The sequence below is a fragment of the Sorangium sp. So ce302 genome, from assembly GCF_051530145.1.
Taxonomy (GTDB): Bacteria; Myxococcota_A; Polyangia; order Polyangiales; family Polyangiaceae; genus Sorangium; species Sorangium cellulosum_B.
Genome location: NZ_CP150326.1, coordinates 3658029 through 3671888, shown reverse-complemented (window position 1 = coordinate 3671888; position 13860 = coordinate 3658029). Strand labels below are relative to the sequence as shown.

At 69.1% G+C, this 13860-nt stretch carries 11 protein-coding genes; 10 read left to right on the top strand and 1 reads right to left on the bottom strand.

Annotated features, from left to right (window positions below; translation table 11 throughout):
• Window positions 1-7 precede the first annotated feature (7 nt).
• The 8 genes from WME73_RS14100 (at window position 8) to WME73_RS14065 (ending at window position 10819) form a co-directional block, all read left to right on the top strand.
• Window positions 8-1852 (top strand): GldG family protein, encoded by a 1845-nt coding sequence (locus WME73_RS14100; RefSeq protein ID WP_437745975.1) that lies wholly within the window; start codon window positions 8-10, stop codon window positions 1850-1852.
• Window positions 1853-1879: 27 nt separating this feature from the next.
• Window positions 1880-2956 (top strand): DUF4340 domain-containing protein, encoded by a 1077-nt coding sequence (locus WME73_RS14095; protein ID WP_437745974.1) that lies wholly within the window; start codon window positions 1880-1882, stop codon window positions 2954-2956.
• 457 nt (window positions 2957-3413) lie between these two features.
• Window positions 3414-5246: a fatty acyl-AMP ligase gene (locus WME73_RS14090; protein ID WP_437745973.1), complete on the top strand. Its 1833-nt coding sequence runs from the start codon at window positions 3414-3416 to the stop codon at window positions 5244-5246.
• Entirely contained in the window at window positions 5233-6117 is an 885-nt protein-coding gene (locus WME73_RS14085; RefSeq protein WP_437745972.1) for a class I SAM-dependent methyltransferase, read from the top strand. Before WME73_RS14090 ends, WME73_RS14085 begins: the two co-directional genes overlap by 14 nt.
• A 3-nt stretch (window positions 6118-6120) precedes the next feature.
• A complete protein-coding gene (locus tag WME73_RS14080; protein ID WP_012235160.1) occupies window positions 6121-6372 on the top strand; it encodes an acyl carrier protein in 252 nt (83 codons plus the stop codon).
• Window positions 6369-7244: an acyl-ACP desaturase gene (locus WME73_RS14075; protein ID WP_437745971.1), complete on the top strand. Its 876-nt coding sequence runs from the start codon at window positions 6369-6371 to the stop codon at window positions 7242-7244. Before WME73_RS14080 ends, WME73_RS14075 begins: the two co-directional genes overlap by 4 nt.
• Before the next feature lie 36 nt (window positions 7245-7280).
• Window positions 7281-8609, top strand: coding sequence for a beta-ketoacyl-[acyl-carrier-protein] synthase family protein (locus WME73_RS14070; RefSeq protein ID WP_437745970.1), 1329 nt, complete (start codon window positions 7281-7283; stop codon window positions 8607-8609).
• Between the two features lie 59 nt (window positions 8610-8668).
• On the top strand, window positions 8669-10819 hold the full coding sequence (locus WME73_RS14065; RefSeq protein WP_437916025.1) for a thioredoxin domain-containing protein: 2151 nt from the start codon (window positions 8669-8671) through the stop codon (window positions 10817-10819).
• A 278-nt stretch (window positions 10820-11097) separates the two neighbouring features.
• Here the strand turns inward: WME73_RS14065 and WME73_RS14060 are convergent, their stop codons facing one another.
• Complete coding sequence (locus WME73_RS14060; protein ID WP_437745968.1) at window positions 11098-12783, bottom strand: OmpA family protein; 1686 nt, start codon at window positions 12781-12783, stop codon at window positions 11098-11100.
• Window positions 12784-13124: 341 nt separating this feature from the next.
• On the opposite strand from WME73_RS14060, the gene rpmH reads away from it, so the two are divergent.
• Both rpmH and rnpA read left to right on the top strand, forming a co-directional pair.
• Window positions 13125-13274 (top strand): 50S ribosomal protein L34, encoded by a 150-nt coding sequence (rpmH, locus tag WME73_RS14055; RefSeq protein WP_012235155.1) that lies wholly within the window; start codon window positions 13125-13127, stop codon window positions 13272-13274.
• A gap of 10 nt (window positions 13275-13284) precedes the next feature.
• The gene (rnpA, locus tag WME73_RS14050; RefSeq protein WP_437916024.1) at window positions 13285-13848 is read left to right on the top strand and encodes a ribonuclease P protein component; all 564 of its coding nucleotides are present in this window, start codon (window positions 13285-13287) and stop codon (window positions 13846-13848) included.
• Window positions 13849-13860: the final 12 nt, after the last annotated feature.

Here is a 13860-nt window from a genome sequence, read left to right as displayed (position 1 = left end):
ACCAACCATGGAACGGAAAGCCAAAGCCGCGACGCAGACAGGCGTCTACCTGGCCATCGTCGCCGCCATCCTCGTGGCGGCCAACGTCATCTCGTACGGCGCCTACAAGCGCTTCGACATGACGAAGACCGAGAGGTTCACCCTCTCGAAGGGCTCGGCCCACCTCGTCCGCGAGGGGCTCAAGCAGGATCTCCAGATCGACGTCTACGTCACCCGGGGGCTCCCGAAGCACGAGGCGTTCATCCAGGACCTCACCGACCTCATGAACGAGTACGAGCAGGCCTCGAACGGCAAGCTCCACTACGCGATCATCGAGGCGAAGACGGACGAGCAGCGCGCCGCCGCCAAGGAGGCGGGCCTGCAGGAGGCCGCCTTCGGCGAGGGGAGCGAGACCGGCCAGGATCAGGCCACGATCACCCGCGGGTTCATGGGCATCGCCTTCAAGTACGGCAGCGAGAAGGAGGCGATCCCGATGCTCTCGCCGGACCAGGCGCAGGGCCTCGAGTTCTGGATCACGAACACCATCCGCGAGATCCGCGACAAGGCCGACGCCATCGACACCAAGATCGGCGTCGTGACCGGCAAGGATGAGATCAAGCTGACGGACCCGAACCTCGTCGCGTCGCAGGGCGGCCGGGGCGGCGGCCCGTCGATGCGCGCGCTGCTCGAGCACCACTTCCCGTTCTACAAGTTCGAGGACGTCGATCTGAAGGGCGGCGACAGCGAGATCAACAAGGAGCTCGCCGGCCTCGTGATCACGCAGCCGGGCAAGGAGTTCACCGAGAAGGAGCTGCGCCGCATCGACCAGTTCATGATGCTGGGCAACAAGGCGCTCGCCGTGTTCGCCGGCGCGGTGAACCTCAAGGCGTCCGACCCGGCGATGAAGGCGTCGCTCAACACCTGGGGCCTCGAGAAGCTGCTCGACGGCTACGGCGTCGAGATGAAGAAGGAGGCGATCCTCGACTGGAGCCGCTCGATGGCCATCCCGGTGCAGACGCAGTCGGGCCAGATGATGTGGTTCCGCGCGCCGGGCATCCTCCAGCTCCAGGAGGACAGCCGCTTCGACGAGAAGGAGCAGATCCTCGACTCGTCGTTCCCCGGCTTCTTCCGCCTCCCCGAGCTCGCCTTCCCCTTCCCGTCGACCCTCGTGCCGCACCCGGAGAAGCAGCCCGAGGCGACGATGAAGGTCGTCGCGCGCTCGACGCCGAAGACGACGGTCGACGTGTCCGAGGCCATCGACATGAAGTTCTCGGCCGACTGGAAGCCGAAGGGCGAGTACGCGCAGCGCGCGATCGCGGTGACGGTCGAGGGCAAGCTCAAGAGCGCCTTCGGCGGCCAGGAGGGGCTCGGCATCAGCGCGCCCGCGGAGAGCGCGGACAAGGGCCGGATCCTCGTGCTCTCGGCGTCGCAGTTCCTCGCGAACCCGTTCGCCCGCTCCGGCAACCCGCCCCCCATGCCGCCGCAGATGGCGATGATGGGCGGGATGGGCGGCGACGAGGACCTCCTGATGCTCTCGCAGCCGTACGCGCAGAAGTACCTGACCGCCACCATCCTGGCGTTCAAGAACACCCTCGACTGGATGGCGGGGGACAGCACGCTGCTCGCCGCGACCGCGAAGATGTTCGGCGAGACGAACCTGACCTACGCGGGCATCGAGAAGCCGAAGCAGGAGGCCACGGACGACGAGGCCACCCTGGCCAAGAAGGCCGAGGAGTACCGGGCGGAGCGCAAGACCGTGCAGCAGCGCGTGCAGTGGACGCTGACGCTCCTGCCGGCGGCGCTCTTCGCCGTGTTCGGCCTCATCCGGTGGCGGCGTCGCGAGAACGCCCGCGAGAACATCACGCTCGACTGAGCCAGAGCCCCATCGGGTGAAAGAGCCATGAAGACCGAGCACAGAATCTACATCGCCCTCGCCGTCCTCGCGCTCCTCGGCCTCGGCGTGTACTTCACGCAGAAGAAGCAGAAGGACGAGCTCGCCGCGCACTCGGCGACCGCCGCCACGGCGGATCTGCCGAAGGTGGGGATCTCGAAGGAAGACGTCGAGAAGGTCACGAAGATCGCGATCAAGAACGCCGACAAGTCCGACGTGACGCTCGAGAAGAAGGGCGACACGTGGGAGGTCACGAAGCCCGTCAACGCCAAGGCGAACGCGGCGAACGTGCGGAGCCTCCTCGACAACCTGAAGGAGCTCAAGCTGAAGGAGGTCATCGACCGGACGAGCGGCACGTACCCTCAGTACGAGCTCACGGACGAGAAGGCGGTCCACGTCGTCGCGTACAAGGGCGAGGAGAAGGCGCTCGACCTGTACCTCGGCAAGAGCGGCTCGCGCGGGCAGATGGCGCGCGTCGACGGGCAGGACGGCGTCTACGTCGCGGGCGGCTACTCGAGCTACCTCTACACGCGGGAGCCCAAGAACTGGCGCGAGACGTCGATCCTCAAGTTCGAGGACGAGAACGCTATCCAGGTCTCGGTCGAGAACAAGAACGGCCTGTTCAGCTTCTCGAAGAACGGCGACAAGTGGGCCGGCACGTTCGCTCAGCGCGACAAGGGCGGCAAGCTGGGCGCGGCCTCCGCGAAGTGGGAGAAGTTCGACGAGGCCAAGGTGAAGGACCTGCTGCGCGCCTACAAGAACCTCGGCGCGGAGGACTTCGGCGACGAGAAGTCGGACACGGGGCTCGACGCGGCGGCCTCGAACGGCGGCATCATCACGATCAAGCTGAAGGACAACGCGGGCGACTTCACCGTCAAGGTGGGCAAGACCGCGAAGGGCTCGAGCCGCTACGCCACGAAGGAAGGCGGCGACGGCACGATCTACGTGCTGTCGTCGTGGTCGGCCGACTGGGCCATCGCAGAGCCGAAGAGGTTCGAGAAGGCCGAGAAGAAGGACGACAAGAAGGGCGAAGACGCCCATGACGATGAGGCGGCGGGCCACATGGGCCTGGACGACGCCGAGTAGCAGGCGACGTCGCGCATGAGAGCGGGAGGCGCTGGGAGACCGGCGCCTCCTTGCATTTTGTGCGCCCGCCCCCGAAGCCGCGTCGGCGTCTCAGCGGCCCAACCAGACACCCTCAACCTGGGTCGGCGCTGGCAACCTCAACCTGGGTCGGCGGCACCCTCAACCTGGGTCGGTGCAATCGGCCCGGTGTGGCTCTCGAGCCACGCGAACCTCGATTCGCACTCAGGGGCCGATGTGACGAATATTCGACGCACTCTGCGCACGATTTTTCGTCACCTATGACCATGGCGCCCGGTGGGCTCAGAGGCGTTCACGGCGGAATCAGCCCAAACCCTGGATTCCCGTGTTTTCTGTTTGCCCTGGCTCGATTTTCGCTTATGGCTGCGCTCACTCAGGCCCCCGTTGTCCTTATCGGACGGATCACGACGTCCGGCCGACCTGAGCCGCCAGAGAGCCTATGCGCACGTTCGTCGAAGTCCTTCAGCAGAATTCGGTGCACGCCGACCGCGCAGTCACGTTCGTTCGCAGCTCCGGGGAGGAGCGAGCGATCAGCTACGCCGAGCTCTGGGTCGAGGCGAGGCGCCGGGCCTACGCCCTTCGCAAGCTCGGGCTCCGCAAGGGCGACCGCGTCGCGCTGATCCTGACGGAGGCCGACGAGTTCGTCCTGACCTTCGTGGGCGCGCTGACGGCAGGCATCGTCGCCGTCCCGATGTACCCGCCGCAGTCGCTGGCCAAGCTCGAGGCGTACGGCGAGACGGTGCAGCACATCCTCGAGGCGTCAGGCGCCAGCGTGCTCGTCACGAACGAGCAGCTCAAGGAGATGATCGACGCCTACCTCGCGGCGAACGGAGAGAGCCGTGAGGCCCTGCCAGGCCTGCGCGTCGTCCTCGAGCGCGACCTGCGCGCGCGCGATGGGTTGGACGCGTTCGACGCATCCGACGCACCGCACGCGGCCGAGCCCTGGCGCGTGTCCCTCGACGACCTCGCGTTCCTGCAGTTCACGTCGGGGAGCACCTCGCGGCCGAAGGGCGTGATGGTGACCCACCGCAACCTGACGGTGAACAGCCACGCCATCATGTTCGACGGGCTGCGCTCCACGCCGGAAGATCGCGGCGTCAGCTGGCTGCCCCTCTACCACGACATGGGGCTCATCGGCTTCGTCATCGCGCCGCTCTACGCGCTCGTGCCGGTGATGTTCCTGCCGACGACGGCGTTCATCCGCCGCCCGTCCCTCTGGCTCGACGCGATCCACAGGTTCCGCGGCACGATCACCTTTGCCCCGAACTTCGCCTTCGCCCTCGCCACGCGCGCCGTCACCGACGCGCAGGCGGGCAGCTGGGACCTCTCCTGCGTGCGCGCGCTCGGGTGCGGCGCCGAGCCGATCCAGGCCGACGTGCTCCGCGCGTTCCTCCGCCGCTTCAGCGAGCGGGGGCTCCGCCCGGAGAGCATCCTTCCCTCGTACGGCATGGCCGAGGCCACGCTGGCGATCACGTTCAGCGACCTCAAGGCCCCGCTCACCACCGATCGCGTGGACGCGAAGGCGATGCAGGCCGGCAAGGCGTGGCCCACGAACGGCGGCGCGTCGCTGGAGCTCGTCTCCTGCGGTCGCCCCCTCCCCTGCCACGAGCTCATCATCGCGGGCCCTGACGGATCGCCGCTCGGCCCGCGTGAGGTCGGGGAGATCTGGGTGCGCGGCCCGAGCGTCGCCGCCGGCTACTTCAACGAGCCAGAGGCGACCGAGGCGGCGTTCGGAGGGGGCTGGCTGCGGACAGGCGATCTCGGCTATACCGTCGCCGGCGAAGTATACCTGTGCGGTCGCTCCAAGGACCTCATCATCCTGGGCGGCAAGAACTACTTCCCCCAGGACATCGAGCGCATCGCGTCCTCCGTCGAGGGGGTGCGCGACGGCCACTGCGTCGCGTTCTCGTGCCTCACCGCCGAGGGGGCCGAGCGCGCGATCGTCGTCGCCGAGGCCAAGCGGAGCGTGGCCGGCGTCGCGCAGGCGATCACCCAGGCCGTGCGTGCCCAGCTCGGCGTGCAGCTGTCCGAGGTCGCGCTGATCAAGCGTGGGACGCTGGCGAAGACGTCGAGCGGCAAGGTGCGGCGCCGCGAGATGAAGCGGCGCTTCGAGGCCGGCGAGCTCGAGGTCGCCTCGGATATTGACGAGGGCGCGACGCCCTCTCCCCATGGCGACGCGATCCGCGCGAGCGGACCGGCGTCGCGAACCGAAGGGGGTCGCGCGGGCGGCGCCCCGGCACGTGTCGAAGGAGTCATCGATGGGATCCAGTAAGGCCGAGGTCGAGGTCAGCTACGACGTCTCGAACGAGTTCTTCAGGCTCTGGCTCGACGAGCGCATGAACTACACCTGCGCCGTCTACGAGTCCCCCGAGCAGTCGCTAGAGGCCGCGCAGCTGAACAAGCTCCGGATCCTGTCGGACTTCGCCAAGGCGGGGCCCGGGAGGAAGGTGCTCGACATCGGCTGCGGCTGGGGCGCGGCGCTCGAGTACGTGGCGACGGCGCGCGGCGTGACGCGCGCGGTCGGCGTCACCCTGTCCACCGCGCAGGCCGCCGAGGTGAACGCCCGCAAGATCCCCGGCGTCGAGGTGGTCGGCGGCGACTTCCGGACCTTCGCGACGGCCGAGCGGTTCGACAGCCTCATCTCGATCTGCATGATCGATCACCTGTGCTCGCCGGAGGAGGCGCGCCAGGGCAAGGCGATCGACATCTATCGGGCTTACTTCAAGAAGGCCTGGGAGCTCACGAACAAGGGCGCCTGGTTCGGCCTCCAGACCATCCTCCGCAACCGGACGCCGCGGATGACGCCCTGGGGCGGGCTCCCCGCCGGCACGAGGAACGAGCTGGAGGACATCTACTTCGTCACGAAGGAGATCTTCCCCGGCGGCCTGAACCCTCGGCTCGAGGACATCATCCAGGCGGCGAACCCCTACTGGGAGGTCATGCAGGTGAACACGCGGCGCGAGCACTACCAGCGCACCACCGCGGAGTGGCTCCGCCGGCTCCGGCTGAACGAGAAGACCATCCGGTCGACGTGGGGGGACAAGGTCTTCGACGACTACGATCGTTACCTGTCGACGTGCGTGAACGCGTTCGACAAGCACTACAGCTCCCTCGCTCAATACGAGCTTCGCAGGATCGACTGAACCATGACGGACAAGACCAATCTGCTCGAGATTTTCAAGACGGTTGCCGCCCGGGTGGACAAGCGCGAGTTCCCCAATGTCACCGCGACGTCTGTGATCACGGAGCTCGGCATCGACTCGCTCTCGATGATGCAGATCGTGGGAGAGATGGAGACCGAGCTCGGGATCATGATTCCGGACGAGGATCTGGTCGAGCTCATCACCGTGGGCGACCTCTGCAAGAAGGTCGGAGAGCGGCTGGAGGCGACCGTATGAGCCAGCTGGAGGAGAAGATCTTCCAGGAGTACATGACGTTCTTCGAGAAGGCGGAGCGCGAGCGCCGCTGGAACGTCTTCCAGGACATCCCGTGGGAGCGCGTGAACAAGGACGCGAGCGAGGAGCTCGCCCTGTGCGCGGAGACCTTCTGCTCGGTCGAGATGTACCTGCCCGACTACGTGGCGAACGGCATCAACCTCGTGCGGAAGTATTTCGGCCAGGCGTGGTTCCAGGCCAACTGGGCCTATGAAGAGTCGAAGCACTCGCTCACGCTGATGCAGTACCTCCTGCGCTCCGGCAAGCGCACGGAGGAGCAGCTCAGCGATCTGCAGCACAAGATCTTCGCGAAGAAGTGGGACCTCCCGTTCCACACGCCGCGGCAGATGACGTTCTACGGCTGCGTGCAGGAGATGGCGACGTTCGTCATCTACGTGAAGCACCGGGAGCGGGCCGCGACGGAGGGCGACGAGTGCCTGCGGACGATCTACGACTACATCGCCCGCGACGAGATCGCCCATTGCCGCTTCTACCAGAGCGTCATCAAGGTGCTGCTCGAGGAGGACCGGCCGGGGACGCTCACGGACATGGCGCACGTGTTCGCGAACTTCGAGATGCCGGGCGTCGGGATCGTCCCCGACTACGACTCGCGCATCCTGAAGATGCGCGAGGCCGGCGTCGACCGGAACGTGTTCATCCAGAAGGTCTACATGCCGATCCTCAAGTACCTCGGCGTGAACCGGCACGAGATGCTTGCCGCCCAGCGCACCGCGCTCGATCTTCGCCGCGGCGGTGAGCGCCGTGACCCCTCGATCGAGGGCCTCGCAAGCGCTCCCAACCTGGACAACACTGCGCCCCAGGCGCTGTCCGCCTGAACCTTCCACCTCCCTCCAACGAGCAAGAGCAGTCCGATGCGAAGGCGCGTCGTCGTGACCGGGATCGGAGCCGTTTGCCCGCTGGGCAACGACGTCGCGACCACCTGGCAAAACCTCCTCGCCGGCAGATCCGGCGTGGACTACATCCGCGATTTCCCCGTCGACAGGCTCCGCAGCGACATCGCAGCCAGCGTGAAGGGGTTCGATGTCGGGAGGTACCTGTCGCCCAAGGAGGCGGAGATCTATGGCCGCGTGACCCACTTCAGCCTCGCGGCCGCGGTGGAGGCGCTGCGCGAGGCCGGCATCGTGCCGATCGAGCGCGCCTCTGGCGCGGAGGACGAGGCGGCGGAGCGCGCGGGCGCGCGGGCACAGGGCGCGCCGCCGCTCGCCGCCGCAGCGCCGGCGAGCGGCATCGACCGGACCCGCGTCGGGTGCCTGATGTCCACGGGCATGGGGTCGGTCGAGATCTTTGAAGAGCAGGTCGGCAGGAGCGCGGCGCGCGGGCCGCGGGCCGTGTCGCCCTACTTCATCCCGGGGGTCATGCCGAACGGCGCGGCGGCGCTCATCTCCATGCGATACGGGCTCATGGGGCCGTCGTACAACCTCGCGAGCGCGTGCGCGACGGGCACGCACTCGATCGCGACCTCGGCCCTCATGATCGAGGCGGGCGAGGCCGACGTGATGGTCGCGGGGGGCGCCGAGGCCGCGACGCGGCTCAACACCGTCGCGGGGTTCGGCAATGCGAAGGCGCTCGCCAGGGCCGTCGACGGCGACCCGACGCGCGCGAGCCGCCCGTTCGACCGGCGCCGCCAGGGCTTCGTGATGGGCGAGGGAGCAGGCGCGCTCGTGCTCGAGGAGGAGCAGCACGCGCTCGCGCGCGGCGCGAAGCCGCTCGCCGTCGTGGCCGGCTTCGGGATGACCACGGACGCGGAGCACCTCACGCGGCCGCACTCGGGGGGGCTCGGGCTCGCGCTCGCGGTGGAGCGCGCCCTCGCCAGGGCGGGCACGGCGCCGGAGGCGATCGGCTACATCAACCCGCACGCGACCTCGACGCCGCAGGGCGACGCCGCCGAGGTGCTCGCGCTGCGGCGCGTCTTTGGCGAGCGCCTCGCGCGCATCCCGATCTCGGCGACCAAGTCGATGATCGGGCACCTGCTCGGCGGCGCCGGCGCCGTCGAGACGATCGCGGTCGTGTGCTCGCTGCGCGACCAGCTGCTGCACCCGTCGATCAACGTGGATGAGCTCGATCCGGAGTGCTCCCTGGACGTCGTGAGGGAGCGGCGGGCGGTCGATCTGCGTCACGCGGTGAAGTGCTCGGCGGGCTTCGGCGGGCACAACTGCGCGCTGGTGCTGGAGCGGGCGTAGCGCCGGCGACCGCCGCGGGACGGCTGGCGGCCCCCCGCGCCCGGCTCTACGTGGGGCCCATGGCAGCCCACAAGAACAGGCTCGCGAGCGAGTCGTCGCCGTACCTCCTGCAGCACGCGCACAACCCGGTCGCGTGGTACCCGTGGGGCGCCGAGGCCCTCGATCTCGCTCGCCGAGAGGACAAGCCGATCCTCCTGTCCATCGGCTACGCCGCCTGCCACTGGTGCCACGTGATGGAGCGCGAGTCGTTCGAGGACGAGGCGATCGCCCGGCACATGAACGACCTCTTCGTGAACATCAAGGTCGACCGGGAAGAGCGGCCCGATCTCGACCACATCTACCAGCTCGTCGTGCAGCTCATGGGCCGGAGCGGCGGCTGGCCGCTGACGGTGTTCCTCACCCCGGATCAGCGCCCCTTCTTCGCGGGCACGTACTTCCCGCCGAAGGACGCGCTCGGCATGCCCGGCTTCCCGAAGGTTCTCGACAAGATCGCCGACGCCTTCAGGAACCGGCGCGACGACGTCGAGCAGCAGGCGCAGGAGATCACCGATGCCATCGAGCGCGCTCAGCGCGCGCCGGCGCGCGCTGCAGGCGTCGTCGCGCCCGCGTCGTCCGATCTGCTCCGGCGCGCGTCGCGGCAGCTGCTCGCGCGCCTCGACCCCCGCCACGGCGGCATCGGATCGCGGCCGAAGTTCCCGAACACGATGGCGCTCGACGTGCTGCTCCGCCGCGGCGTGCTGGAGGGCGATCGCGTCGCGGCGGAGGGCGTCGAGCTCACGCTGGACAGGATGCGGGACGGCGGCATCTGGGATCACCTGCGCGGCGGCTTCCACCGCTACTCGACGGACGAGCGCTGGCTCGTGCCCCACTTCGAGAAGATGCTCTACGACAACGCGCTGCTCCTGCGCCTCTACGCCGACGGGTTCCGCGCGTTCAAGAAGCCGATCTACGCCGAGACGGCGCGCGAGATCGTCGGCTACCTGTTCGCCGAGATGCGCGACCCGGAGGGCGGCTTCTACGCGTCGCAGGACGCCGACTCGGAGGGGCGCGAGGGCAAGTTCTTCGTGTGGACGCTCGATCAGCTCCGCGACGCCGTCGGCGAGGATCAGCTCGCGTACGACGTGGCCCGCCTCGTCTTCGGCATCAGCGAGGAGGGCAACTTCGAGGACAGCGGCGCGACGGTGCTCTCGCAGCACCGCACGCTCGAGCAGGCCGCGGCGGTCATCGACGACGGCGCGGGAGGTGGCTCCGCGACCCACCTCGATCGGTGCCGCGATGCGCTCGCGCGCGCCAGGGTCGCGATGCTCGCGGCGCGCGACGCGAGGCCTCGGCCGGCGCGCGACGACAAGGTGCTCGCGAGCTGGAACGGGCTGCTCATCGGGGCGCTCGCCGACGCCGGGCGCGCGCTGGACGAGCCCGCCTGGGTCGACGCCGCGGCGCGCGCGTTCGCGCTGCTCGATCGGAAGCTCATCCGCGGCGGCCGCGTCGGCCGTTATCTCAAGGACGGCGCGCCTGCAGGCGCGAAGAGCGAGCGAGGCGGCTCCGGGGCGGCCGTGGGCGACGTCCGGCCAGGGTTCCTCGACGACCAGGCGTACCTCGGGAACGCGGCCCTCGACCTGTACGAGGCCACCTCCGACCCGCGCTACGTCGACGTCGCGCGCGCGATCGCCGACGCGATGATCGCGCACCACTGGGACGAGGCCGCGCCCGGGTTCTTCTTCACGCCGGACGACGGCGACGCGCTGATCGCGCGCACGCAGGACATCTACGACCAGGCGGCGCCCTCGGCCGCCTCGATGGCGGCGCTCCTCTGCCTGCGCCTCTCCGAGATCGCCGACGAGCGTTACCTCTCACCGGCAGAGCGGCAGCTGGACGTCCTCGCGCCGACGGCGCTCGAGAACTCGTTCGGTCTCGGCCAGACCGTGTGCGTTCTCGACCGCCTGACGCGCGGTGCAGTGACGGTCGTGGTGGTCGGCGAGGCGGGCTCGGCGTCGGCGGCCGAGCTCGCGCGCGAGGCGTTCAAGGCGTACCTGCCGAACCGGGCGATCGTGCTCGTGGATCCAGCTCGGCCGGAGAGCGCCGCGGCGGTGAAGGTCGTCGCCGAGGGCAAGCCCGCGCGCCCTGACGGGGCGGTCGCCTACGCATGTCGCGGGCGGACGTGCTCGGCGCCCGTCACGACGGCGGCCGACCTCAAGGCGCTGCTGGCGTAACGCGGCACGCGTTGAGCTCGCACGGGCCGCGATCCGGGGCGCCTCCGCAGGTGCATCCGGACACCGGGCCCGGCGCGTGGGTCTGCGCGCATCCACGTCCGACGCCTTCGGCGCGGGCGTCGCTCGGAGCACAGACCTCCACGTCGAGCCTCGAGTCGTCGTCGAAGTCCGTGACGAAGGTGCAGCTGCAGCGGTATGGCGTGCCCTGCTCAGGGCGGCACGCCGGCGAGAGCACCATGCACAGCAGGGCTCCCGCGCGCGCCGTCCGGATGGGCCACCTACGGCGTGACGGTACCGCCACCCTTGTCGCCGCCAGCCTTGTTCCCGCCCGTGTTGCTCTCGCGGATGTGGAACTCGACGCGCCGGTTCTTCTGGCGCCCAGCCTCGGTGTTGTTGTCGTCGATCGGCCGCTTCGGACCAAAGCCCGCCGCCGTGAGCCGGGCGGGATCGATGCCGCCCCGCTCGATCAGGTACGTCCTGACCGAGTGAGCGCGATCGTTCGAGAGCTTCTCGTTGAGCTGGTCTGAGCCCCGGTTGTCGGTGTGGCCCTCGATCGCGACGAGCGTGATCTCGGGGTTCACCTTCAAGAGCCGGACGACCTCGTCCAGGATGCTGTAGCTGTTCTGCAGGATCCTCGCGCTGCCGGTCGCGAACTGCACCTGCTTCAGGATCTGGATCTCGCTCGACCCCGTGATGCGACGGATGAACTGCGGGCAGCCGTTCTTCGTCGGCTCGGGGCTCGGCTGGCCCGGTTCCTTGGGGCAGGCGTCCTTCGCATCCGCGATGCTGTCCTCGTCGGCGTCGTCCTCCGGGCAGCCGTCGGCGTCGTTGATCTTGTCGAAATCCTCGGGCTGATCCGGGCACTTGTCGCTGGTGTCGGGGATGCCGTCGCCGTCTCGATCGGGCAGCGCCGGGCAGCCGTCGTCGGCGTTCGGCGGCTTGCCGTCCTCGGGATCGGTCGGGCAGAGATCGATGTCGTCCGGGAGCCCGTCCTTGTCCGTATCCGCGGCGCGCGGCGGGACCGCCTGGAAGCGCCTGCCGGGAGACGCGGGCTCGACATCCTTGATGCCGAACGAGTAGCCGACGACCGCGACCATCCGGAAATCCGGCGCGTAGCCGCCCGACAGCCGCGTTCCGGCGCCGACCCCGAGCCACCCCTTCTTCCGCTGATCGAGCGCGAGCCGCCCCTCGGCCATCCACTCCAGCGGCGTGTTGTCGCCGCTGAACGTCGTGCCGCGGCCGAGGCCCGTCGATCCGAAGATCTGCGCGCCGAGCCGCAGCGCCCCGTTCCGCAGCGGGAGGAAGCCGCCGATCCCCCACCTCCACTCGTTCGTCACGGCGAAGTCGTTGAGCGATGAGTACGGACGGAAGTGCACCCCGGTGTTCAGGACGAAGAACATCGACTTGAGATCGATCTCACCCGAGAGCCCGATCATCGCGCTCGCGGCGTTGTCGCCCGAGAACGAGAGCTTGCTGCCGGTCGGCACCCATGCCGTCGCGTTGGCGCCCAGCTTGAAGAAGCGATCCTCGGTGCGGTACAGGATCGCCCGCCCGTCGAGCCGGATGTCCATGAGCGCGGCGGTCGCCGGGCTCGCCGCGTCCTCTGCGCCGGCGACGCTCGGGTCGTTCGTCGGGTTGCTCGTCTGGAGGGCGATGATCGGCAGCCCCACCTGGAACGAGAAGCGGTCGAGCAGCTCGACGCCCCCGTTGAAGTAGCCGATGAGCTGCGAGGACACCGGCGAGCCGTGTTCCCTGCTGAACCGCCCCGCGGCCTGGTCGTCATTCAGCATGTTCTCGACCCGGAAGGGATTGAGGCCGAGGCCGAGCCCGAACTGCCCGAAGAAGCGCGTCTCCGGCGCCACCTGCGGTCGCCAGAGCGCGATCGAGTCGTCGGGAGCGCCGGCCATGTAGAGCCGGTCCAGGTAGAACGTTCTCGTCTGCGCGCTCACAGGGAGCGCGCTCAAGAACAAGGCTCCCGCCGCAGCAGCCGCCAGCGCGCGTCGCTTGACGCCCCGTGCGGGCGCGTGCTGCTTTTCCCCCTCATGTCCTCCGGTGCGCGTCAAATTCCCTCCTGTGACCCGCTCTTGAACGACCGTTGCGGTCGATCGGAGGCTACACGCTAACCCAGGCCTCTAGAAAGGTGAGAGAGAACGGCGAACCCGGGCAAGGCGCGTAACCGCGCGTAACCGCGCGTCACCACGTCGTCTGCTGTTGACCTGGGCCAAATGCCGTGCTTTCTTGCGCGCCCGCTTGACGTGCGGCCAGGATGCCGCCGTTCGCGGTCCAGACCGAGGGACCACCAGCCATGAAGCGCACCTACCAGCCCCATAACACCCGCCGCGCCCGGACCCACGGCTTCCGTGCGCGTATGGCGACCGCCGGCGGTCGCAAAGTCATCAACAACCGCCGCCGCAAGGGCCGCGCCCGGCTCGCGCCCACCATCTACAAGAAGTAACGCGGCGGTGATGGCGCCAGCGCAACCGCGCTCGTCGGCGTCCTCCTCCTCGTTCCCGCGCGAGCGCCGCATTCGCAGGCGGGCAGAATTCGTCCGCATCCAGAACGGTGGTCATCGCGTCAGCACCCGCCACCTGCTGTTCCTCGTCGCGGCCCCCACCGAGGGCGCTGCTCACGGCGGGGTCCCCCGCGGCACGAAGAGCGCTGCCGCGCCTGTCCCATCCAGGGCGCCTCGCCTGGGCCTCGTCGCCTCGCGCAAGGTGGGCGGCGCTGTGGCGCGCAACCGCGCGAAGCGCCTGCTCAGGGAGGCGTTCCGGAGATTCCCGGAGCTCTTCCCGGAGCGCGTCGACATCGTGGTGATCCTCCGCACTGGCGCCGGCTCGCTCGGCCTCGATGACGTCCTCGCGGAGCTTCGTGGCGTGGTTCCGGTGCTCCGCCGCCGGGCGAAGGAGGCGCTCACCGCCGCGCCACGCGCGCGAACGGAGGTCATGGCCGAGCGCAGCGCAAGCGATCCACCAGCGCCCGCGCCAGACCAGACTGACCCGACCGACCCGACCGACCCGACCGACAGCTAGAAGATGGCACGG

Excerpts from the sequence above, each read along its gene's own strand:
- WME73_RS14100 (WP_437745975.1), top strand. The coding sequence starts at position 8 with ATGGAACGGAAAGCCAAAGCCGCGACGCAGACAGGCGTCTACCTGGCC.
- WME73_RS14095 (WP_437745974.1), top strand. The coding sequence starts at position 1,880 with ATGAAGACCGAGCACAGAATCTACATCGCCCTCGCCGTCCTCGCGCTC.
- WME73_RS14090 (WP_437745973.1), top strand. The coding sequence starts at position 3,414 with ATGCGCACGTTCGTCGAAGTCCTTCAGCAGAATTCGGTGCACGCCGAC.
- WME73_RS14085 (WP_437745972.1), top strand. The coding sequence starts at position 5,233 with ATGGGATCCAGTAAGGCCGAGGTCGAGGTCAGCTACGACGTCTCGAAC.
- WME73_RS14080 (WP_012235160.1), top strand. The coding sequence starts at position 6,121 with ATGACGGACAAGACCAATCTGCTCGAGATTTTCAAGACGGTTGCCGCC.
- WME73_RS14075 (WP_437745971.1), top strand. The coding sequence starts at position 6,369 with ATGAGCCAGCTGGAGGAGAAGATCTTCCAGGAGTACATGACGTTCTTC.
- WME73_RS14070 (WP_437745970.1), top strand. The coding sequence starts at position 7,281 with ATGCGAAGGCGCGTCGTCGTGACCGGGATCGGAGCCGTTTGCCCGCTG.
- WME73_RS14065 (WP_437916025.1), top strand. The coding sequence starts at position 8,669 with ATGGCAGCCCACAAGAACAGGCTCGCGAGCGAGTCGTCGCCGTACCTC.
- rpmH (WP_012235155.1), top strand. The coding sequence starts at position 13,125 with ATGAAGCGCACCTACCAGCCCCATAACACCCGCCGCGCCCGGACCCAC.
- rnpA (WP_437916024.1), top strand. The coding sequence starts at position 13,285 with ATGGCGCCAGCGCAACCGCGCTCGTCGGCGTCCTCCTCCTCGTTCCCG.